Origin of the sequence: Psychrobacter sp. NPDC078409 (genome assembly GCF_050268505.1) — a bacterium.
Taxonomy (GTDB): domain Bacteria; phylum Pseudomonadota; class Gammaproteobacteria; order Pseudomonadales; family Moraxellaceae; genus Psychrobacter.
On record NZ_JBNNGW010000003.1, the window covers coordinates 381,793 to 403,286 of the forward strand.

A 21,494-nucleotide genomic window follows, 5' to 3' on the forward strand; every position below is an offset into this window, starting at 1 on the left:
CTACCCATACCCTTTAAGATTTTAAGCTAAACAAAAAAAAGACCGCTAACGATTAGCGGTCTTTTTTTGGATTGGACTATATTAAACAGCCGTATTAGTTAGTAATTTTCTTATACTTGGCACGTTTAGGACTGGCATCGTCACCCATCGTCTTTTTACGATACGCTTCAAACTCAGTATAGTTACCGTCGAACCAAACTGGACCTTCTTCTTCGAATGCCAAGATATGAGTCGCGATACGATCAAGGAACCAGCGATCATGCGATACGACCATTACTGTACCTGGGAATACTTGAATCGCATCCTCTAGTGCACGTAAGGTTTCGATATCCAAATCGTTTGATGGTTCATCGAGGAGTAATACGTTTGCGCCTTGCTTTAGCGTTTTCGCCAATTGCAGACGGTTACGCTCACCACCTGATAATTGACCGACGTGCTTTTGCTGATCTGAGCCTTTGAAGTTAAAACGTCCGATATAGGCGCGGCTTGGCGTGGTGTAGTCACCAACGGTAATGATATCAAGACCGTCAGAAACTTCTTCCCATACGGTTTTATTGTCATCTAGATGATCACGTACCTGACCGACATAGGCAACTTTAACACTTTCACCCAAATCAACTGAACCTGTATCTGGGGTATCGCGCTCAGTAATCATGTTAAATAGCGTGGTTTTACCCGCACCATTTGGACCGATAATACCAACGATACCACCAGCTGGTACGTTAAAGCTTAGGTTTTCATACAGCAGACGATCGCCGAATGATTTAGAGATGTCATTGATCTCAATAACCTTGTTACCCAAACGTGGACCAGGTGGAATATAAATCTCAGAAGTCTCATTACGTTTTTGGAACTCAGTTGAGTTCAATTCTTCAAAACGCTGTACACGAGATTTAGACTTGGCCTGTTGGCCTTTTTGGTTTTTGCGAATCCACTCAAGCTCTTTTTTCAGCGCTTTAGCAAATGATTCTTCTTGCTTGTTCTGCTGCTCTAGACGCGTGTTCTTTTGCTCTAGCCACTCGGTATAGTTGCCTTCATACGGATAGCCATGGCCACGGTCAAGCTCCAAGATCCACTGAGCAACATTATCCAAGAAATAGCGATCATGGGTAATGGCAACGATAGTACCGCTGTAGTTCTGCAAGAACTGCTCTAGCCATGCAACAGACTCGGCGTCCAAATGGTTGGTCGGTTCGTCAAGTAATAGCATGTCAGGGCGCGACAATAGCAGACGGCATAGTGCCACACGGCGTTTCTCACCACCAGACAGCTTACTAACGTCAGCATCCCATGGTGGCAGACGGAGCGCATCAGCTGCTTTTTCTAGCTGGTTATTTAAGTTGTGCGCATCCCAAGACTGGATGATATCTTCCATCTTGCCTTGCTCTTCAGCAAGCTTATCAAAATCAGCATCAGGCTCTGCGTATTCAGCATAGATAGCATCTAGACGTGCTAGCGCATCTAACGCTTCGCGCATACCGTCTTCGACATTACCACGAACGTCTTTGCTATCATCTAGCTGTGGTTCCTGTGGTAGATAGCCAACTTTGGTACCTGCTTGCGCACGTGCTTCACCACTAAACTCAGTATCCACGCCTGCCATGATACGTAGCAAGGTTGATTTACCTGAACCGTTGATACCCAAAACACCGATTTTGGCACCAGGGAAAAACGATAGGTTGATATTTTTTAGGATTTCACGCTTAGGGGGAACAAGTTTTGACACGTTGTTCATCGTGTAAATATATTGAGCCATTAACACTCCGATAGACTGCATAGAAGAGAACAGCAAATGCAACTCAGCGATGATGCCAAGCGTGCCGTACCTCAAAATCAGGGTTACAAATTATAGGTCATTATCGCATTGTGGCGCATACCCTGCAAGCTGACAGGTTGTTTTACCAGTTGTTTTACTGTTTTTGACAGCAGGCTATGCCTTTTGGCTATAAAACTCGCTTTAAAAAATAACTCAAGGAGTCTTATCTTAATGAACTAACTTAACATTTTGATTCATTAGCGTTTTATAAAGACCACAAAAAATAGCATCAAAACTTTCGCAAATTTAATCAATAGCCGTTAGCATGTTAGTGTGGCTTAACAAGGTCTAATGGTTCGATTATCAAAATCGATTGATCATCTAACCTTGTGCTTGTCTCAACACTCACTTTCATAGCAATCATACAGGTACTGATAATATGGCCAACGGCTATCGCCCTGAAATAGTTCAACGTGCGTTTGTCGATTTTATCGGATCGCGCTTACATCCGTTTTGGTCATTGACAACGCCTAAGTTACGCCTAATTGCACGCTATACGTTAAGTGATGATTTAATAGCACTTCGATTTGAGACCAATAGAGCTTTTAGGCAGCAGATTTCTAAGATGATGGGTGGTTGGCAAGGCGGTCAGTACCTCGACCTGCGCGTTTGTATCGATGGAGTTTATTACCAGCGTAGCTACTCGATAGTGGGCTTGGCGCATCAACTACTTTGGTGGCTCGACGATACTACCGAAAACCACACGGCAAACCAACGTCATACGGTAACTATCGCGATTAAACCACAAGGATTGGTATCTGACTATTTAACCAAGCAGATACCGTTGGCTAGTGTCGTTGATACAAGCCTGCCACTTGGTCAATTTACTTTGGAACAAACCTCAATACTAAGGTATGAAATATCAGATAATAAGCAGCTCACTCCTTTGCTATTTATCGCTGGTGGTAGCGGTATTACGCCCATGTTCGGACTTATCACTCAAGCCCTGAGTAATGGATATCAGGTGACGCTATTGCATTACAGTCGAACTGTTTCATCCAAGCTACAACATCAGTGGCAACAGCTGAATGATGCATATCCAGACTTCATTTATCATTTAATCCATACTGAAGATCCGACTACTTATTTGGCTGGTACAAGATACTTAAGTGTAGAGGGCCTGCTGTCGCTAAACTTACCTTTAGCAGATACGCAGATATTTGCCTGCGGTTCACAAGCATTATTAGCTGGCTTATATAAAGCTGCCGCAGAGATAACCTTACCTATAGACAAACAGCTGAGCGATAACATCACAGTAGAGAACTTTGGTAATGCCCTAGCTGATGTTGATATCAGCACCAATCAAACATTCAATAAGACGATACCTGTAGAAGAACACACTATCTATTTGCGATCACGGCAACGACAGTTTAGCAGTGACACGACCATACTGGTTGCTGCTGAGAATGCAGATGTACGGCTAGCACATGGTTGCCGGCAAGGCATTTGCCAATTGTGCCGCTGTAATAAAGTCAGCGGTGTGGTCAAAAACGTTCAAACAGGGAAAGTGAGCGGGGATGGTTACGAGTCTATTCAGACTTGCATCAATATTGCCATGACTGATGTGGTTCTCGATGTTTAATGACTAATTTAATAGAACGACTGGCTTAATAGGGAACATATGCTAAACAACCTATGAGAAATAAAAGACAAAAGTTACTTTATAGGCTAAAACTCAGATAACTTATCAAACCGGATGCAGTGCTGCTTATTCATGCCGTTTCGGTTAAGGATTTATTTATGCGCTTGTTACCACCCGTTACTACGCCACAATCTGCTGTGCCTATCTTGACGCCCCTGTCCGATGCACAGCTAGCAAAAAACGCGCCTTTGCCTTTGACGCCGCAAACGCCGTACTCGCAGCTTAATGATGAAGCAATCAATGATAGCGGTCAGCCAGACACATCGACACGGACTCGCTACCCAACGTTAACTGATGCCCCCTTATCAAAGCCTCAAAGTGATGCTTTAGCTACAGAGCTCAATGCCCTGTACAAAAGCGTCATGGACTCTCTAGGCAGTAAGGATGCACGCTACATACAGCGGATATATGCCACTGTGGTATATAGTGAAATTATCGCCCGTGGTTTACTTGCAGCGGCTGGGCGTATGCCATCGAAACGAAGTCTGGTCGCTACTTGGCTACTAGGTACGTCTTTACTTAGCTTTAGCAAAATATTGAACAATATGGAGCTGGGTCATAACGTCATGCATGGTCAGTATGACTGGATGCAACACCCGCACCTTAATAGTCAAAAATTCGACTGGGATATTGTCTGCCCTGCTCCATTATGGCAACACTCTCATAATTATTTACATCATACTTTTACCAATATTGTAGGCCGTGATCATGACGTAGGCTATCACTTGATTCGAGTGACTGACGAGCAGCCTTGGACGCCAGAAGATCGCTATAATATGTTTAGTACCGCGGTGCTGGCATTTGGCTTTGAGTGGGCAGTAGCCTTTCATGACATCCAAATCAGTGCAGATGAATACGCCGACTCTCCTGATTTGCACAAAATCATGCAGCAAAAGTCTCGTGCGTTATTTGCCAAAATTGGACGACAAATAGGCAAAGACTATATTGCACTGCCCTCTGTGGTAGCGCTGACACTAGGTCGTCGTAGCGCCTTTAGTACGTTGAGCGGTAACATGACTGCCAACACTGTCCGCAACCTATGGACGTGGGCGGTGATTTTTTGTGGACATTTCACTGAGCAAGCGCATATCTATACCCATCTCGATGCCAATGAAAGTAAAGGCGATTGGTACGTACGCCAAATCCTTGGCTCTAGCAATATCAAAGGCAGCAAATGGTTTCACCTTTTAACAGGTAATTTGTCTCATCAAATTGAGCATCATATATTTCCTGATATGCCAGCTGGCCACTATGCAAAGATTGCGCCGCAGGTACAAGCCATATGCCATAAGTATGGTTTAAGCTATAACACTGGCCGCTTTGGCACACAACTCAAGCAAGTAATAGGACGTATTTATCACTTTAGCAAACCTAGTGAAAAAGAATGGCAAGCCCATGTACAGTCAGTGGAAAATGCAGATAGTACTACTCTTAAAGATAATAGATCAGCGGCCGATTTAGAAGACAAATTAGCGATAGAAAATACTAGTGGTCTCACTCGCTTTTTACCTCCAGTCGTTCGTAAAGCCATATCCTATGCATGGTGACATATTCAGATTTGCAACTAGATACGGCCATGATAAGGTAGGACGGAAGACATAGATGACGTTAACAGTAGTCCTATCTACCATTACGGTAAGTGTCTAGATAATTGAGCATCAAACCTACATACTAAACTGGCACTATCGAAATTAATAAAATATTTAATTCATAATAAAAATTCGATAATAAGAAATGGAGTATATTAATGAGTAACCAAGCCTCTAAACCAAATCTAGAAATTGTTCATAATCAAGCAGCAAAACGTTTTGAGACCTCTATCGATGGTCAGACAGGTTATATTAGCTATCAGGAAAGTGCTGACAAATTGGTCTACGATCATACTATCGTACCGCAGCAATTAGGCGGTCAAGGCGTTGGTTCAGCACTCGTTAAGCACGCGCTAGATTATGCGCGTGAGCAAGACAAGAAAGTAGTACCACAATGCTCATTTGTCGCCTCGTATATCAGCAAACATCCTGAATATCAGGATTTGGTTTAGACTGCCACGACTCATTATTTAATAGCATCGAGTACGCCCAACATTGAGCGTATTAGAGATATAATATATCTATCTTAGATTAGGAGAGACACTTAGCACTACCCTAGTAGCACTTTTAATAAACCAATTCGACATAACAATAAAGGTTATTAATATGAGTAGTTTATCTGACAAACAAATCAATCTACAGCTAGAAGAGCTTGCTGGTTGGCAGCGTGACGGCAATAGCATTGTCAAGACCTATCACTTTAGCGATTTTATCGAAGCTATGAGCTTTATGAATCAAGCGGCATTTCATGCTGAAGCGCTTGAGCACCATCCAGAATGGCGTAATACCTACAATATCGTAGAGGTTCGTTTAACCAACCACGATACAGGTGGTATATCTAGTCTGGATATTCGTTTAGCCAAGCGTATGGAGCATATTATTCAGCCTAAACGGTTGTAGTAGAAAGTCTATAATGCATACCTTGATGCCGATTATCCTAGCTTTCTAACGATTACCTTCGTTAAAGCAGACAAAAAAAGACCCTCAATTGAGGGTCTTTTTTATATTAGTTATTTATAATAATAAGCTGTATTTACATCTTACGACTGACAAAGGCAACGATAAACAAAATCACAGCGACTGCTAAGAAAATGTATGCCAAATTAGCAGATAATCCTGCGACACCACCAAAACCTAGGAAACTCGCTAGTAATGCGATTACTGCAAAAATAATAGCCCAACGAAACATAATCTTCTCCTCAAATAATGGTAAAAAACAGATATTAGAATTTATATAGCATCTATTTAACTTGTTTTTATCTAATGCTAGTTATTACTGTTTACGCTTATAGATTAGCAATGTTCGTCTCTAAAAAACGTTCATTTTAGTAATAATATCGGTAGGTTATGTAAAGTTTGTAGTAACTGTTGATATCTCATACCTCTTTTTCTTTAATAGATGATATTTTCAAAATAGAATTATATTTCTGAATACAGTGTTATTTAACTGAGAGTTCTTAAACTAAGCGCTTTTTAACTGGACGTGTTTTTATTGAATGATCTTTTACTGAACGCTACTCTTCCAACTGTATGCAGAACTATTTTAAATTTCTAACGTGATGTTGTATGGGGGTTTAGCTGCAAACTATAAACTGTAGCGACCTCACAAACCCCTAACCTAATCAAACGACTTGGTTTATAGTTTACTATCCACCTATTCTCAAATATATTAAGGACAATACATATGGATACCAATACGGATACTGAACACCCTACACAAAAAACCAGCGGCGACACTCGCCCTTATGCTGTCGTTCTATATGGCGCGACAAGTTTCGTCGGTCAGATCACTGCCCACTATTTAACCAATTTTTTGTCAAATAATAAGAACGAAGATGGCTCAAACGTATCATGGGCGATCGCAGGTCGTGATGAAGACAAGCTCAATAAGCTACAGGCCAAACTTGAGAGTAAGGTAGACATTATTATTGCCAACAGTAACGATGCTGACAGCCTTGATAAGATGACCAAACAAACTCAAGTCATCATTTCTACTGTAGGCCCATATCTGAAATATGGTGAGCCACTGATCAAATCTTGTGCTGAAAACGGTACAGATTATGTAGATCTTACTGGTGAGGCCATTTTCATCAAAGATATGATGGACAAGTACCAAGATACTGCCAAGCAGAGCGGTGCTCGTATCGTCAACTCTTGTGGTTTTGATTCTATCCCATCAGATTTGGGCGCGTACTTTACCCAAGCTAAGGCAGAAGAGAAGTTCGGCGAGACCTGTAATGTCATCCATATGCGTGTCAAAGCAGCGAAAGGTGGTATCTCAGGTGGTACTATCGCGTCAATGGCATCAATATTTGAAGAAGCTGGTGAGGACAAAGTACGTCGCAAACAAGTAGCCAATCCATACCTGTTAAACGATGATGCCAACGCACCAAACGTACGTCAGGATAATGTTAGCAAACCAGTATATGACAGCAATCATAAGCGTTGGTTAGCACCGTTCGTCATGGCCACTATCAATACGCGTATCGTCCATCGTACTAACCAATTGCTCAGCTATGAGTACGGTCGCGATTTCAAATATGACGAAGCAATGTGGATGAAAGACGGCGTCAAAGGAAAACTGTCTAGCTATGCTATGAGTGCAGGTTTATTGGGCTTTGCTACTGCAATGATGATCAAACCAAGTCGCGAGTTACTATCCAAGCACGTTTTACCAAAAGCTGGCTCAGGCCCTTCTAAGGACGAGCAAGAGAACGGCTACTTTGATATTCGTCACTTTGGACAAACGGCCAAAAATGACACTATTACCGTTAAGGTAACAGGTGATAGAGATCCTGGTTACGGCAGTACTTCTCGTATGATTTCGCAGGCGGCATTATGCTTGGCACAAGATATCAGCAAAGAGGACGTTGGCGGTGGGTTCTGGACACCAGCATCTGCGATGGGAGATAAGCTAATAACACGTTTAGAAGCGCATTCTGGTCTTAACTTTGAAGTGATTGATAGTTAATCTATTAAGTGATAACAAGGGCTCAATTTTTTTACGACCGTATCTTGGTTTCGAGATACGGTTTTTTTATTTTCTACTCTAAAATTTGGACGAGAATTAAATTGAAAATAACGTATTTTTTTGGTGAACAATGTTTCTGTTTCCCGATTATTTAATACTTTATGATACTAATCACTAATGTAGTATTGCTACTATCATTTTATAGATATTGTAGAAAAATTAGATATAAACATTAGTTTAATAAAGTATATGTTATCAAAGAATTTATATAATAGAACTTAAGAATTATCTAAACACTGGTTTTGAATTATAAATAAAAACTACTGATAAAAGTCTCCATAATACTGACAAATAGCACTCAAAAAAACTATTAATAACAATCAGCTAAGTTCAAATAACAACTATAAGCAATCAAAAATTTATATTTTGAATACTAGAGATGTCGGTAGATATTTGTTATTAGCAGACTCATTTATTAACAGCTTTAATAACACAATCAACCTTTGCTACTAATGAGTTTTTGGAAAATCTAGAAGTTAAAATATCAGCTAGACTTTAAGTATGACAGTTTCATAACGTCACAAGAAAACATTAAACTGTTAGAACCTTAATGAGTTTGCTACTGAAATATAAACTACATCGTTGATAATTTGCATACAGTATTTACAGACACATTTGAATAAAAACAGCTCATCATTAAATATGAGTTACTGTTTTTAACTATTGCTAATTATGTATCATGGAGTTTTATAATGAAAAAGAATGTTTTATCACTAATCGTCGGCGCTACCCTTGTATTACCAACTATGGCAATGGCGGCACCCGTTAACAATAGCGATCTAATGCCAGCAGATATGCGTAACGCTGCTGTTGAAAGCACTGTGCAAGCCGAAATAGAAGGTCCTGACGGTGAGTTGCTAGCGACTCAACCTGGCGCTGTAGATGTCGAAGCGTCAAATACTGCTGATGTCGATATGGACATGAATAATGAAGCAGATGAAATGAACGACGAAACTGACGATATGGATAATGAAGCAAGCAATGATAACGCAGCTTTGATAAATAACGCTCAGGCAACAACCAATGCGGCAGCAATGACTAATGCTACAACCGCTCAGGCTCCTGTACAGAACGCTCAAGCGCTTAACATGCAACACAGCAATGCAGACTATCAGCCTTTGATCGCTGGTGAAGCGGCTACTGAGAATAAAGTTGCAGATGCTGCTAGTACTTTGCAAGAAAAGAAAAAAGACAAGCGTGGTGAGTTATTAGCTACTCAGCCAGCAAACGTACAGTTTAAAGAAAACCGTCGTATCGCTGTATCACGCTAAGCAAATAGTTAGTATAGTTGATTAGTTTGTAAGCATATTACTTATATAAAAAGGCAGCCATATGGCTGCCTTTTTTGTTATACCAAACTATAAATTTTAGCTGTTGTTAGCAGTGTTTATTTCTTAGTTTTAGTCACGCCAGCTTCTTGTAATAAAGCGCCGAGTGTACCCATTTTACTTGGGGCTTCAGCTTTATCATTTTTTACTGGCTTACTACGATTGCTCGCGTTGTCTTTATCCTGACGCTTGCCACGCGGCTTAGACGGACGTTTGTCAGCAGCTGGACGGCTATTATTTGGACGGTCACTATTTGCATTATTATTGCGTGGACGACTGGTTTTCTCGCCATCTATACTAGCTGTCGTAGACTTGGCAGCCGTACGGACAGGTTTTTCAGATTCAGGTTTCATGCTAAAGCCGATACGACCACGTTTCTCATCGATAGAGATAACCCGTACCGATACGATATCACCAGGTTTGACACGGTTCATAGGATCGGCGACAAAGTCATTGGCCATCTGCGAGATATGTACCAAGCCATCCTGATGTACGCCAACATCAACGAAACAACCAAAGGCCGTTACGTTAGTGACTACCCCTTCTAACGTCATGCCTTCGCTCAAATCTTTGATACTATTGACGTCATCACGGAAATTGGCCGTTTTAAACTCAGGACGAGGATCACGAGCAGGTTTAGCAAGCTCTTCGATAATCGCTTTTACGCTGACATTATCGTCGTTAGCAGCCAATGTAGTCGTATCAATAGTATTTAACACGCCATCATTACCGATGACTTCTGACAACGGCTTGCCCGCTTGTGCGAGTAAGCTATCGACCAATGCATAGCTCTCTGGATGCACACCAGTAGCATCTAATGGATTGCTACCATTATGAATACGCAAGAAACCAGCTGCTTGCTCAAATGTCTTAGCGCCTAGACGTGGGACGTTTTTGAGCGCTTCACGGCTATCAAATGCACCATGCTCTTTGCGATAGGTGACAATTTGCTGCGCCACATTGCGGTTAAGACCTGCGATGTGAGCTAAGATAGCTGGGCTGGCTGTATTTACATCCACACCCACAGCATTCACGCTATCTTGAGTTACTTTATCAAGACTATCGGCAAGCTGGTTTTGATTGACGTCATGCTGATATTGACCCACGCCAATGGCTTTTGGATCAACTTTCACAAGCTCTGACAATGGATCCTGCAAGCGACGCGCGATAGAAACCGCGCCACGTACAGAAACGTCTAGATTGGCCAGCTCATCACTAGCAAGTTCACTCGCTGAATAAACAGACGCACCCGACTCATTAACGATAACGGCCTTAGCTTTTAGTGCATCGTTCGCAGCCAAAATCTCTTTGATCATCGCATCTGTTTCGCGACTTGCCGTACCATTACCGATAGCGACCAAATCAACGTTATAAGTGCTCAACAGCGCATCGATGACTTTCTTGGCTTCATCCATCTTATTATCAGGTGCAAACGGATACACTGTCGCTATGACAGGCTTCTCTTCGCTATCTGACATGACATGACCTTGCGCATCAACGATGGCCATTTTTACGCCATGACGGATACCAGGATCGACACCCAAGATTACTTTAGGACCTGCAGGTGCAGACATTAGCAAATGCTGTAAGTTGCTAGCGAACACATCAATCGCATCCGCTTCTGCGGCTAGGCGCTTTTCAGTTAACAAACGGTGCTCGATATGCGGACGCCATTTGTCTTTCCACAAGCTACTGGCTGCCTCTGACAAAAACTCACGGCGGGCTGCTGGCGCTTTGGCATCAACATCGAAATGATTGATAATTTTTTCGATAAATGGTGCGTCTTCGCCTTCAATCTTTAGACCCAAGACGTTTTCTTGACGACCGCGCAACATTGCTAATAGGCGATGATTTGGCAGTCGAGCAAGGCTTTCGCTATGCTCAAAGTAGTCTTTGAATTTTTCGCCAACTTCGCGCTTTTCTTCGCTCGCAACGCTCGATACGATACTGGCAGTTTTGGCAAAACCACTGCGTAAGTTGTCCAACAAGCCCAATGCTTGTGTCCATTCATCAACGATAATCGCTTGTACGCCAGCGAGCTGTTTTTCGATATCGCTAAAATCAACCTCGATTTCATTACCACTGTCATCAGTGATACTTGACTGGACTTGATAATCAGCCAAGGCATCCATCGGAGTGATCTCTTGGGTCAAGACTGCTTGGGCAGCAGTATCAAGACCAGCGGCGCGAGCTTTGGCAGCAGGTGAACGACGACGCGGACGATATGGCAGATAGATATCTTCAAGCTCAAGCTTAGACGTCGCATTATCGATACGCGTCTGTAGCTCATCGGTCAGATTGCCCTGTGTGCTTAACAGCTCAGTAATTTTGAGGCGACGTGTTGCCATGTCACGCTCATAATTAAGAGACTTCTCTAAAGCACGCAGCTGCGCATCATCAAGATTCTGAGTCTTTTCTTTGCGGTAACGCGCAATAAAAGGAACCGTCGCGCCTTCATCATAAAGTTTGACAAACGCATTGACTTGAGCAGTCTTAATGCCAAGCGCGCGAGCAAGCTTGTCGTGAATATTCGCGTGTGTGGTTGCATCTAAAACCTGTGCATTTGTCGAGGTTTGAGATGACGTTAAGGTATCAGTGCTACTCATATACGTATCAATCGTTGAGAAATGTAGCTTTGCATTATAGCAAAAGCTGCATGAATAAAAATCCTTTTTATCTTTTCGTTATTTATTGCGCATTTTAGGACGCAAATCGTTCTATATCGCACATCCTATGGACTTGTTAAACAAACGCATACAGCATTTATTATCATGGGTGATGCAATTCTCGGTGCAATCTTATACACTAAAGTATCAATAACACAAATATTGATATGTGCTGACATATTGAACAATAGTTTTTAATTTTATGAAGTGCTTATTCGTAACCAATAATTAAATAATGATAATTAGTGGCAGTGTTTTTGCTCATAGCTATTTACTTGTAGTTTCTGATAACAATAATTTTTATAAAAGGATGCCTGTATGACTGATAACAACAGCCCTGACACGTTAACTCAGCGTATTTTAGTTGTCGATGACGATGCTCGTCTGCGCTCTTTGTTGCAACGCTTCCTAGAAGACGACGGCTTTGTCGTTCGTACCGCTCATGACGGCAGTCAGATGGACAAACTCATGCAACGTGAGCTTTTCTCTTTGGTCGTGCTCGATTTGATGCTGCCAGGCGAAGACGGTATCAGTATCTGTAAGCGTCTGCGCGAGGACAATGCAGATATTCCTATCATTATGCTGACTGCCAAAGGCGGTGATGCTGACCGTATTGCAGGTCTAGAAGCGGGTGCAGATGACTATCTGCCCAAGCCTTTTAATCCAAAAGAGCTGTTGGCTCGTATCAAAGCTGTATTACGTCGTCAAAACCGTGAGTTGCCAGGTGCACCAAGTCATCAAATGGAAGTGGTCGAGTTTGGTCCATGGACACTAGATCTATCGACACGTACACTTAAACGCGATGGTAACGTAGTCACTTTGACGACAGGTGAGTTTTCAGTGCTAAAAGCGCTCGTACAGCATCCACGTGAGCCATTGACCCGTGATAAATTGATGAACCTTGCCCGTGGTCGTGAATGGGGTGCGATGGAGCGTTCTATCGACGTCCAAGTATCACGTCTGCGTCGCCTGATTGAAGACAACCCTTCACAAGCACGTTATATCCAGACCGTATGGGGCGTGGGCTACGTGTTCGTTCCTGATGAAGCTGAGGTAGAAACCATCAAGAGTGAATAACTTTTGACTGATCTAATTCCTTTTAATATAGGCCGTGTTTGTTTACTCACAAACACGTGCCAATATGATGAGCCTATTTGTGAAAAACCCAATTATTTTTCAAAACATACCCTGCACGTTAGTGACAGGGTTTTTAGGTGCTGGCAAAACCACTGTAATTAATCAGTTACTGGCCACAAAACCTGATGACGAACGCTGGGCCCTCTTAATCAATGAGTTTGGCCGTATCGGTATTGATGGCGCACTCCTTGCAAGCTCCCAAGATAACGAGCTTGAGCAAAAAAATATCGCCATTCGTGAGGTCAGTGGTGGCTGTATTTGCTGCACCAGTCAGCTGCCCTTACAAATTGCAATCAGTCGCCTGCTCAGTGACCATCATCCGCAGCGATTACTCATTGAGCCCACAGGTTTGGCACATCCACGTGAGCTGATACTACAACTTAGTGCGCCGCATTGGCAAACTGCCCTAAAGATGAATGCTGTCATAACCGTACTGAGTGGCGAGCAGTGGCAACAGATTAAGTATCGTGATCATGATGGTTTTCAAGCGCATGTCCGTGATGCCGATGTGCTGATAATCAATCGTTATGTCCAATTAAATACTAGCGAAAAACAAGCTTTAGTAGAATGGATAACCAAGCTAAATTCACAAGTAAAAATCATTTGGGCAGCATCAGAACTAACGGCACCTGAGACAACAGACTCATCAGATGTCCATTCATCAGATAAGTTTGTAGCAAATAAACTTGTAGCAGATGCATACTCTAAAACGTTGAATGAACAACTAAATCAGCCTAGCTCTATCATTTCGAATCAACGAAAAATCAGTATTGCTCATCCTCAAAAATCGATGATTGGTGTACAGTCTCAAGCCAACTCTTTAGCAACTGTACCATCATTGAGTGCATCTACCGATGAGACCGAAGCTCAGGTCAATGCTGATAGTGATCTGCCCTATCGCTATCATGAAGAGCAGCAAGATTTTCAATTGGCTGGATGGCGACTACCTGCACACTACATACTAAACGCTAACGATTTACAGAATTGGTTATTAGCACTGCCAAACTGGCAACGCATCAAAGGCGTGGTGCATACTTCTGATGGCTGGATGCAGATCAATTTTAACCCTGGTAGTCTAACCACCAAAACCATCGACCCACAGACTGATAGTCGATTGGAAGTTATTTTGCAATTAGGCAATACTGTCGATACAAATGCTGTCGATAAAGCTACAGAAAAATCAGAAGCTGAGAATGATGCCAAAGCGTCATCAGTATTAATAGATTGGGAAGAGTGCGATCTTGAATTGATGGCACTGGTTATATAGTAATAGACATAAAAAAGCGGACATTGCTATTTTATATAGCAATGTCCGCCCTTTCTTTTTTCAACGCAACTAGGGCGTGTCCTCATTTTAAAAATGGTGATAAAAATGAGATAAATCGCAGTCAAACAAGAAAAATAGCGCAGATAATATCGAGATATTAGTCAGCTATTTGACGCCGTTTGGCAAGATTTAGCCATTTTTAACCCATTTAGATGACTATCGATTGAATTGAGGACACGCCCTAACTATTTTTTAACGCAATTGACTGTCTTTACTACCACGACGATTAAACAGCTCAGCCGCTTTTGCCTCTTGCTCAAGCTCCGTCTGACAGCTAACACAATGCTGAATACCGGGCACTGCCAGTCGCCTTGCCTCTGGAATAGGCTTACCACATTCGTCACACAGCTCAGCACTTACACCTGTCGGTAACGAACGTCGCGCTCGCTCCAATGCATCATTTACCGTTGCATCCATTTGTTCATGCTCAGCACCATCTCTTGACCAGCCACCTGCCATAATCTTATCCTATTTTTTATTCATTATAATTAGACAATACAAATGTCTTTAATAACAAATAGATGGGGCTAGCCATGGTTAATTGCAACCTGCGATAGTGTATAAAACCATCAATAAAGAATGACGTCGTTATTTCGACTCAACTTAAAATTTCGCTACTAATCTTTAGGTTGTAGCTCAATTACTTGACCGCGTACGCCAATACTTTCGTCACTCATCAGACAGACATAGCCTGCCATGATATCTTCAGGTGTTTTTAAGCTCATAGGATTTTCACCTGGATACGCATGTGCGCGCATATTGGTACGAGTGCCACCTGGGTTGACACAATTGAAACGTAGATTAGTGGTGTTCTGAGTCTCTTGAGTAAAGATATCACTCATACCTTCTACTGCTTGTTTGGAAAGTGCATAAGCACCCCAAAATGCGCGAGGATGTGTACCTACAGTGCTAGAGGTAAAGACAACAGACCCATGATCAGCATCTTTTAATAGCGGGAATAGCGCTTGAGTCAGCATAAAAGTCGCTGTGAAATTAACTTTCATCACTTGGGCAAAAGTATCGACGTCATACATCTCAAGCGGCGTCAGTTGTCCTAATACACCAGCATTATGCAAGATACCATCTAACTGGCCGACTTCTTTATTGATTAGCCCTTCGAGCTGCTGCATTTCGGCGTAAGTCGCCCCTTCTAGATTCATCGGCAACATAGCAGGCTGCTTACCACCAAGACTCTCAATCTCATCGTAGACGTACTCAAGCTTGCTACTAGTACGTCCTAACAATAAAACAGTGGCGCCATAACGCGCATAGGTCAATGCAGCAACACGGCCAATACCATCACCCGCTCCTGTTACCAAAATAGTCTTACCATCTAGGCAATTACTTGGCGGTACAAAGCTACGAATATCATCATGAGTCAAAGGCTGAATAGGACTTTGAACAGTTTTTTTATCGTCTTTTGGGTCGATTAGTTGATTGTTATTGTCACTCATGGCATTGCTCACTACTTATCATTAAATCGTTGAGGATATGTGCTTATGGTTGTAAATCTGGTGATATATAGCAGTCTATATATACTCAAATTTGCCAGACGATAGCAGCAATTTATTTAGCTGCTCAGGGGTGTCCGTAATATAGTCGGCGCCCCATTTTTTCAAAGACTTTTGATCTTCAGGTGGAATATATCCATAAGCGGCCAAAATCGTTGGCATGCCAGCAGCGTTGCCAGCTTCAATATCACGTACATGGTCACCGACATAGAGTACGCAGCCTGCAGCCCCTCGAGGGATACCCAGTTTTTCTAGCGCCATATACATTGGCTCTGGGTCTGGTTTGGTACGTGATACGTCATCTGGACAGACCAAAACCGCACAGCGTTGATCCAGTTGCATCTCACTTAATAGCTTTTCGGCTAAATAACGTGGCTTGTTGGTAACGATACCCCATGGCACACCCTTTGCTTCAAGCTCAGTCAGTACCGCTTCAAGCGCCTGAAACACGCAGCTATCGACACAGATATCTGCTTCATAATCATCTAAGAACTGCTGACGAAACCCAAGCAACGCTTCCTCGCTGACTTCGAGTTGATCGTTATGTCTTAGCATCAATTGCACCATGGCTGAGGCACCCGCAGAGACTTGCTCACGGATTTCTGCTTCAGGCGGTGCCTGCCAATCATTTTCGAGACTCATTTTACCAATGATACGAACAAAATCAGCAGCAGTATCGATTAATGTCCCATCAAGGTCAAATAAAACAGCTTTTACAAATTGGGTCATAGTGAATGCTCTTGAGATTGATGACGTGTTTAGTGAAAGTATGGCAAATAAATGGCTGCGTGAAGCATTAAACCAATGGCTTTTGTACGGCTATCATATAATTAACATCGACGTTTTGGGCAAGCCAGTAGCGTTTGGTCAGCGGATTATAATGCAAACCGATAATATCCTGACGAACAAATCCAGTATTAAGGGCCATTTTGTCTAATTCAGCTGGCGTGATAAATTTGGCATAGTCGTGGGTGCCGCGATCAAGCAATCGCAGCACATACTCTGCACCAACGATGGCAAACAGATAAGACTTAGGATTGCGATTAATCGTTGATAGTACACAGACACCGCCAGGAGCCAGTAACTCATAACAAGCCTGCACAATCGAGCTAGGATCTGGCACGTGCTCTAGCATCTCCATACAAGTCACCACGTCAAACTGACCAGCCTGCGTTTTTGCTAACTCTTCAACAGGTATATGCTGATAACGAAGCGTATTCTCTAACTGGCTTTGCTCTGCATGTAACGCAGCAGCTTTTAAGTTTTCTGTACCTAAATCAATCCCTGTCACATCAGCACCGCGGCGTGCCATAGATTCTGACAATATTCCGCCGCCGCACCCTACATCGAGTACTTTTTTGCCAGAAAGTCCTTGCTCAGCGGTTTTATTAGCAGCGTTTTGATAGCCACGTTTGACGTTTTCTTCTATCCAGTTTAAACGTAATGGATTGATCTCGTGTAGCGTTGCAAAGGCCCCTGTGTTGCTCCACCACTCACTTGCCAAGTTATTAAATTTTTCGACTTCGCTAGGATCTACGTTGATGGTGTTAGACTCTGTACTATTGAAAGCGCTATTGTTATTTTGATCACTCGAAGTTGATGAAGAATTTAAAGCTGAGCTCATGGTATGTTCCTTGATTGTCACTATCGTTATTATCGTTTACAGTGTACGATTATGTGCTTAATATTAGCATGAGAGTAGCAGTTTTGTCGTAAGCACATCGTCACCGATTGTGAATAGGCTTAAACTTTACCCTGTTTTTTGGGCAGTATCTTCATATAGAAAAGATAAGTATCCTTGTGACTATATCGCATCCTGATACTCTAAACGATTTCGAGCCGTGCATAGAAATAAAGCAGACGTTTAAGAAACAGTAGGTTCAGAAAGTAACAAGCAATATACCTTAAATAATAGCTAACAGCTTTACAACTATCGGTTAAGAATGCGATTCACAAGTACATACATTTTACGTTATCATAGTCGATACTTTGCTATTGTTCGATTATACTCGACACTGTCTGGTTTAGACGCTTTAAAAGCTATATATTTTAGAGTGTCACATGTTTAATAACCATATAGACACTAACCTCTTAACCCATTCTAAGTCTCCACACCTCAAGGATAAAGTATGAAACGTGTCATCACACTGACTGGTCTAGCCATGGCCATTGGACTTGCCTCTATGGGCGCACAAGCTGCAGATTATGTCGCTGGAAAAGATTACCGTGTGCTAGACAACCCAGAGAAAATCAGCGGTGATGCTATCATTGTTCGTGAATTCTTTTGGTATGGTTGCCCACATTGTAATGCGCTTAACCCGCACATGGAAAAATGGGCAAAAACCAAAGACAAAGATGTTGCATTCTTTAAGACACCAGCAGCACTTAACCCTGTTTGGGAAGCCAATGCTCGCGGTTTCTATGCGGCTCAGCTTTTAGGCTTTGAAAGCAAAACTCATGACGCATTATTTGACGCTATCCATAAAGATGGTAAAAAACTGTTTGATCAAGCGTCACTAAGCAAATGGTATGCATCAAAAGGCGTTGATGAAAAGAAATTTAACAGCCTATATAACTCATTTGCCGTTGGTACAAAAATCGGTCGCTCTCAAGAAGGCGCCAAGCGTTATCAAATCACTGGTGTTCCATCTGTCGTGGTACAAGGCAAATATGTGGTAACTGGTGAAAACGCTAAAGTTGCTAAAGTTGTTGACTATTTAGTTGACAAAACTCGCGCTGAAAAGAAATAATTCGAGCCATAAGTACTTGAATAACTCACATGACGTACAGCATATCTGTATGTCGTGCATAAAAAAGCCAATCATAAATTGATTGGCTTTTTTGCATCTTAACCTCTTAGCTATACGTCTTTTAATCACTCATTATTTAATTGCTAGTCTTTCAACTAATACAATTCTAATTAATAGATTTCTAGCTTGATATATAGATGTTATTTCTTCAGCTGCGATAAAATAGCCACTTCACGTATATAGCTTGCCAAATCTGCTTTAGATTCTGCTAGCAACTCATCATCTTGCATGTGTTTGGCATACTCTATCCACAATAGTAACTGATACATACTGTGGTGCTCAGAAGCTTTATATTGCTTCACAAACTGCTTGAGCGTACCTTCATCATTAATATTCAGGCGCTCGTACCAGCTCTCTATTTTTGAGACTTGTTCTTTAGGAAAAAAGGCATCAAATAGTGCCTTTATCAGCTCATGGCGATTTTCTTCAATCATCAGCTTGCCAACACGTTTGGTCTGACGGTTGCGAGCATTGGCGCTAGTAATATCAGCCAATGCCATTAGCTCCGCCATAAAATAATCACTGGCAGGTAAAGCTTTTAACTGTTTTTTCGATAAGCTAGCAAGCGGTATAGATAACTGCTGCAAGCGCTCATGGGCTTTTTTGAGTTCTGTGCGCGAAACGCGCATGTCCTGTTCTTTCCAGTCGATCATAAAAGCTTTCCAAAATAATAATTAATAAATTAAATAGTGTCTGAAATCATTACCAACGACTTTTTTCGCGGTGTTTTGCCAATACCTTCACGCCTTTAGGCATGGCCTCAGCAAGGTGGCGTTGTAGATGATCAGTGATAAAAACAGAGCGATGTTTGCCGCCCGTACAGCCTATGGCAACCGTGACCGTATGACGATTATTGTGCAAAAACTCTGGTAGCCAGCGGGTCAAAAACTTATCGATATCACCCATCATTTCTGCTACTTCTGGATAATCTGAGAAGAATGCACCTACCTCAGTATCCAGACCTGTCGAGTCACGTAACTCAGGGTTCCAGTGCGGATTCGGTAAAATTCTAACATCGAATACAAAGTCAGCATCGATAGGGCTACCGTATTTAAAACCAAAAGACAGTAGATTGATGACAATCTGATTGTCCATGCCTATGTGTTCACGCAAGCTATCTTTTAATTGATGAATATTTAGGCTACTGGTATCAATCCTAATATCAGCATGACCAGCAATTGGTTCTAATAGCTCAACTTCTTTTTTGATAGCAGCAGGTAAATTAAAGGCAATATGCTTAGCGTTATCACTATCAATATCTTGTGACATTAGCGGATGTACGCGTCGCGTCGCATTGAAACGAGCTATCAGCGTACTCTCTTGTGCAGTCACATATAAAATTTGTACCGCATGCGACCCATAAGTCTCCTTGAGAGAAGCATACGTTACTGCAAAGTTAGATAAATCAGCACGTGGCGTTCGAATATCGACACCCAGCGCAATACGATGAATGCCGCTTTCATTAACCAGTTTATGAGCAGCATTAGGTAACAAAGACAGCGGTAGATTATCAATAGAGTAATAGCCTAGATCTTCTAAGATATTCAATACTGAGGTTTTACCAGAGCCTGAACGCCCTGAGACCACCAATATACTGAGCTTATTCGTAGACGTCTGATCCGCTATCGTTGCTGCTGCATTACTATTTTGATCCTGACTTACACCCATGATCTACTCATCCAAGTCTATTGTAACTAGTCTACTGCTATGTCATAAAAGCTAATTTACCACTACCAACTGATTGTCTAACAAGCGCGCTTTTCCTAGCCATGCTGCGACTAAAATAACGATGTTTTTGTTCTCTATATTAAAGGTTTTAGAGTCACTTACGACAGAACCTAACTCCTCAGTCTTTATTTCCAGATAATCAATAATAAAACCTGCGTCACTAATACGTGTCCGCGTCTCTACTAATAGCTTATCAAATACTTGCTGACTAAGAGCCGTACTTTTCAAACTCTGCGCTAATTCTTGCAATGCTTGATGTAATACAGGGGCAGCTTGACGCTCATTTGCACTTAAGTATTGATTGCGCGATGATAGCGCTAAGCCATCATCAGCACGAACAATAGGCGCACCAATGATATTAATAGGATAACTCAAGTCACGTACCAACTGCTTAATGATAGCAAGCTGCTGATAGTCTTTTTGTCCAAATACTGCCACATCTGGTTGTACGATATTGAATAATTTAGCGACAACAATACCAACACCATCAAAGTGTCCAGGACGTGATTGACCACATAACTGATTGGCAACAACCCCTGCCAACACAGCAGTAGGTGGTGGTAATACTGGATACATTGCATCAATGCTAGGTGCAAACACATAATCTGCATTCACTGTCGCAAGCTTAGCCACATCTGCATCTAGCGTACGCGGATAGCTGTCAAAATCTTCCCCAACGCCAAACTGAGTAGGGTTAACAAAGATACTGACCACCACTACATCTGCATGCTGCTTGGCAATTCTTACCAGCTCAAGATGACCGTCATGCAGATTACCCATCGTTGGTACTAGCGCAATGCGCTGCTGACGGCCTTGTTTGTCACGTCGCTGGCCACGATAAGGCTGAAGCGCTTCACGTAATGACGAGATATCATGATAAATAATTGGAGACATGATTACTTTTCTTCT

19 protein-coding genes are annotated in these 21,494 nt (G+C 42.1%); 9 read left to right on the forward strand and 10 right to left on the reverse strand.

Annotated features, from left to right (window positions below; genetic code table 11):
* Positions 1–94: 94 nt before the first annotated feature.
* Positions 95–1,756 carry an energy-dependent translational throttle protein EttA gene (ettA, locus tag ACQKC9_RS07615; RefSeq protein WP_057757965.1) on the reverse strand — a complete coding sequence of 554 codons (1,662 nt, stop codon included), beginning with the start codon at positions 1,754–1,756 and terminating at the stop codon, positions 95–97.
* 439 nt (positions 1,757–2,195) lie between these two features.
* Here ettA and ACQKC9_RS07620 point away from each other — a divergent pair, with 439 nt between their 5' ends.
* The 4 genes from ACQKC9_RS07620 to ACQKC9_RS07635 all read left to right on the forward strand — a co-directional run bounded on the left by ACQKC9_RS07620 (position 2,196) and on the right by ACQKC9_RS07635 (position 5,947).
* On the forward strand, positions 2,196–3,398 hold the full coding sequence (locus ACQKC9_RS07620) for a flavin reductase family protein (RefSeq protein ID WP_427621225.1): 1,203 nt from the start codon (positions 2,196–2,198) through the stop codon (positions 3,396–3,398).
* A gap of 158 nt (positions 3,399–3,556) precedes the next feature.
* The gene (locus ACQKC9_RS07625) at positions 3,557–5,005 is read left to right on the forward strand and encodes a fatty acid desaturase family protein (protein WP_427621226.1); all 1,449 of its coding nucleotides are present in this window, start codon (positions 3,557–3,559) and stop codon (positions 5,003–5,005) included.
* Positions 5,006–5,205: 200 nt separating this feature from the next.
* Positions 5,206–5,499 (forward strand): GNAT family N-acetyltransferase, encoded by a 294-nt coding sequence (locus tag ACQKC9_RS07630; RefSeq protein WP_427621227.1) that lies wholly within the window; start codon positions 5,206–5,208, stop codon positions 5,497–5,499.
* A 154-nt stretch (positions 5,500–5,653) separates the two neighbouring features.
* A complete protein-coding gene (locus tag ACQKC9_RS07635; RefSeq protein WP_057757953.1) occupies positions 5,654–5,947 on the forward strand; it encodes a 4a-hydroxytetrahydrobiopterin dehydratase in 294 nt (97 codons plus the stop codon).
* A gap of 133 nt (positions 5,948–6,080) precedes the next feature.
* Here the strand turns inward: ACQKC9_RS07635 and ACQKC9_RS07640 are convergent, their stop codons facing one another.
* Complete coding sequence (locus tag ACQKC9_RS07640; RefSeq protein ID WP_082624527.1) at positions 6,081–6,236, reverse strand: DUF1328 domain-containing protein; 156 nt, start codon at positions 6,234–6,236, stop codon at positions 6,081–6,083.
* Between the two features lie 495 nt (positions 6,237–6,731).
* Here ACQKC9_RS07640 and ACQKC9_RS07645 point away from each other — a divergent pair, with 495 nt between their 5' ends.
* Positions 6,732–8,018: a saccharopine dehydrogenase family protein gene (locus ACQKC9_RS07645; RefSeq protein WP_427621228.1), complete on the forward strand. Its 1,287-nt coding sequence runs from the start codon at positions 6,732–6,734 to the stop codon at positions 8,016–8,018.
* A 752-nt stretch (positions 8,019–8,770) separates the two neighbouring features.
* Entirely contained in the window at positions 8,771–9,349 is a 579-nt protein-coding gene (locus ACQKC9_RS07650) for a hypothetical protein (protein ID WP_427621230.1), read from the forward strand.
* A gap of 116 nt (positions 9,350–9,465) precedes the next feature.
* Here ACQKC9_RS07650 and ACQKC9_RS07655 read toward each other — a convergent pair whose 3' ends face one another.
* The gene (locus ACQKC9_RS07655) at positions 9,466–12,012 is read right to left on the reverse strand and encodes a Tex family protein (RefSeq protein WP_427621232.1); all 2,547 of its coding nucleotides are present in this window, start codon (positions 12,010–12,012) and stop codon (positions 9,466–9,468) included.
* 378 nt (positions 12,013–12,390) lie between these two features.
* Between ACQKC9_RS07655 and ompR the strand changes: the two genes are divergently transcribed.
* Together ompR and ACQKC9_RS07665 are read left to right on the forward strand one after the other, a co-directional pair.
* Positions 12,391–13,149 (forward strand): two-component system response regulator OmpR, encoded by a 759-nt coding sequence (gene ompR / locus ACQKC9_RS07660; RefSeq protein WP_057757943.1) that lies wholly within the window; start codon positions 12,391–12,393, stop codon positions 13,147–13,149.
* A 79-nt stretch (positions 13,150–13,228) separates the two neighbouring features.
* On the forward strand, positions 13,229–14,476 hold the full coding sequence (locus tag ACQKC9_RS07665) for a CobW family GTP-binding protein (protein ID WP_427621234.1): 1,248 nt from the start codon (positions 13,229–13,231) through the stop codon (positions 14,474–14,476).
* A gap of 252 nt (positions 14,477–14,728) precedes the next feature.
* On the opposite strand, the gene ACQKC9_RS07670 is transcribed toward ACQKC9_RS07665, so the two are convergent.
* The 4 genes from ACQKC9_RS07670 to ubiG all read right to left on the reverse strand — a co-directional run bounded on the left by ACQKC9_RS07670 (position 14,729) and on the right by ubiG (position 17,671).
* Entirely contained in the window at positions 14,729–14,995 is a 267-nt protein-coding gene (locus ACQKC9_RS07670) for a DksA/TraR family C4-type zinc finger protein (RefSeq protein ID WP_101204603.1), read from the reverse strand.
* Positions 14,996–15,153: 158 nt separating this feature from the next.
* A complete protein-coding gene (locus tag ACQKC9_RS07675) occupies positions 15,154–15,990 on the reverse strand; it encodes a YciK family oxidoreductase (RefSeq protein WP_427621236.1) in 837 nt (278 codons plus the stop codon).
* A gap of 75 nt (positions 15,991–16,065) precedes the next feature.
* The gene (locus ACQKC9_RS07680; protein ID WP_427621237.1) at positions 16,066–16,776 is read right to left on the reverse strand and encodes an HAD family hydrolase; all 711 of its coding nucleotides are present in this window, start codon (positions 16,774–16,776) and stop codon (positions 16,066–16,068) included.
* Positions 16,777–16,843: 67 nt separating this feature from the next.
* Complete coding sequence (gene ubiG / locus ACQKC9_RS07685) at positions 16,844–17,671, reverse strand: bifunctional 2-polyprenyl-6-hydroxyphenol methylase/3-demethylubiquinol 3-O-methyltransferase UbiG (protein ID WP_427621239.1); 828 nt, start codon at positions 17,669–17,671, stop codon at positions 16,844–16,846.
* Between the two features lie 505 nt (positions 17,672–18,176).
* On the opposite strand from ubiG, the gene ACQKC9_RS07690 reads away from it, so the two are divergent.
* A complete protein-coding gene (locus ACQKC9_RS07690) occupies positions 18,177–18,797 on the forward strand; it encodes a thiol:disulfide interchange protein DsbA/DsbL (RefSeq protein WP_057757933.1) in 621 nt (206 codons plus the stop codon).
* Positions 18,798–18,997: 200 nt separating this feature from the next.
* On the opposite strand, the gene yjgA is transcribed toward ACQKC9_RS07690, so the two are convergent.
* Genes yjgA through panC form a run of 3 tightly spaced genes read right to left on the reverse strand, consistent with a single transcriptional unit; the run spans position 18,998 to position 21,479 of the window.
* The gene (gene yjgA, locus ACQKC9_RS07695; RefSeq protein WP_057757930.1) at positions 18,998–19,510 is read right to left on the reverse strand and encodes a ribosome biogenesis factor YjgA; all 513 of its coding nucleotides are present in this window, start codon (positions 19,508–19,510) and stop codon (positions 18,998–19,000) included.
* 49 nt (positions 19,511–19,559) lie between these two features.
* Positions 19,560–20,525 carry an RNase adapter RapZ gene (gene rapZ / locus ACQKC9_RS07700; RefSeq protein ID WP_427621240.1) on the reverse strand — a complete coding sequence of 322 codons (966 nt, stop codon included), beginning with the start codon at positions 20,523–20,525 and terminating at the stop codon, positions 19,560–19,562.
* A gap of 51 nt (positions 20,526–20,576) precedes the next feature.
* The gene (panC, locus tag ACQKC9_RS07705) at positions 20,577–21,479 is read right to left on the reverse strand and encodes a pantoate--beta-alanine ligase (protein ID WP_427621242.1); all 903 of its coding nucleotides are present in this window, start codon (positions 21,477–21,479) and stop codon (positions 20,577–20,579) included.
* Positions 21,480–21,494 lie beyond the last annotated feature (15 nt).

Coding starts and splice junctions, on each gene's coding strand:
- ACQKC9_RS07690 (WP_057757933.1), top strand. CDS start 18,177: ATGAAACGTGTCATCACACTGACTGGTCTAGCCATGGCCATTGGACTT.
- ACQKC9_RS07630 (WP_427621227.1), top strand. CDS start 5,206: ATGAGTAACCAAGCCTCTAAACCAAATCTAGAAATTGTTCATAATCAA.
- ettA (WP_057757965.1), bottom strand. CDS start 1,756: ATGGCTCAATATATTTACACGATGAACAACGTGTCAAAACTTGTTCCC.
- ACQKC9_RS07625 (WP_427621226.1), top strand. CDS start 3,557: ATGCGCTTGTTACCACCCGTTACTACGCCACAATCTGCTGTGCCTATC.
- rapZ (WP_427621240.1), bottom strand. CDS start 20,525: ATGGGTGTAAGTCAGGATCAAAATAGTAATGCAGCAGCAACGATAGCG.
- panC (WP_427621242.1), bottom strand. CDS start 21,479: ATGTCTCCAATTATTTATCATGATATCTCGTCATTACGTGAAGCGCTT.
- ubiG (WP_427621239.1), bottom strand. CDS start 17,671: ATGAGCTCAGCTTTAAATTCTTCATCAACTTCGAGTGATCAAAATAAC.
- ACQKC9_RS07620 (WP_427621225.1), top strand. CDS start 2,196: ATGGCCAACGGCTATCGCCCTGAAATAGTTCAACGTGCGTTTGTCGAT.
- yjgA (WP_057757930.1), bottom strand. CDS start 19,510: ATGATCGACTGGAAAGAACAGGACATGCGCGTTTCGCGCACAGAACTC.
- ACQKC9_RS07650 (WP_427621230.1), top strand. CDS start 8,771: ATGAAAAAGAATGTTTTATCACTAATCGTCGGCGCTACCCTTGTATTA.
- ACQKC9_RS07635 (WP_057757953.1), top strand. CDS start 5,654: ATGAGTAGTTTATCTGACAAACAAATCAATCTACAGCTAGAAGAGCTT.
- ACQKC9_RS07680 (WP_427621237.1), bottom strand. CDS start 16,776: ATGACCCAATTTGTAAAAGCTGTTTTATTTGACCTTGATGGGACATTA.
- ACQKC9_RS07640 (WP_082624527.1), bottom strand. CDS start 6,236: ATGTTTCGTTGGGCTATTATTTTTGCAGTAATCGCATTACTAGCGAGT.
- ACQKC9_RS07645 (WP_427621228.1), top strand. CDS start 6,732: ATGGATACCAATACGGATACTGAACACCCTACACAAAAAACCAGCGGC.
- ACQKC9_RS07670 (WP_101204603.1), bottom strand. CDS start 14,995: ATGGCAGGTGGCTGGTCAAGAGATGGTGCTGAGCATGAACAAATGGAT.
- ACQKC9_RS07675 (WP_427621236.1), bottom strand. CDS start 15,990: ATGAGTGACAATAACAATCAACTAATCGACCCAAAAGACGATAAAAAA.
- ACQKC9_RS07655 (WP_427621232.1), bottom strand. CDS start 12,012: ATGAGTAGCACTGATACCTTAACGTCATCTCAAACCTCGACAAATGCA.
- ompR (WP_057757943.1), top strand. CDS start 12,391: ATGACTGATAACAACAGCCCTGACACGTTAACTCAGCGTATTTTAGTT.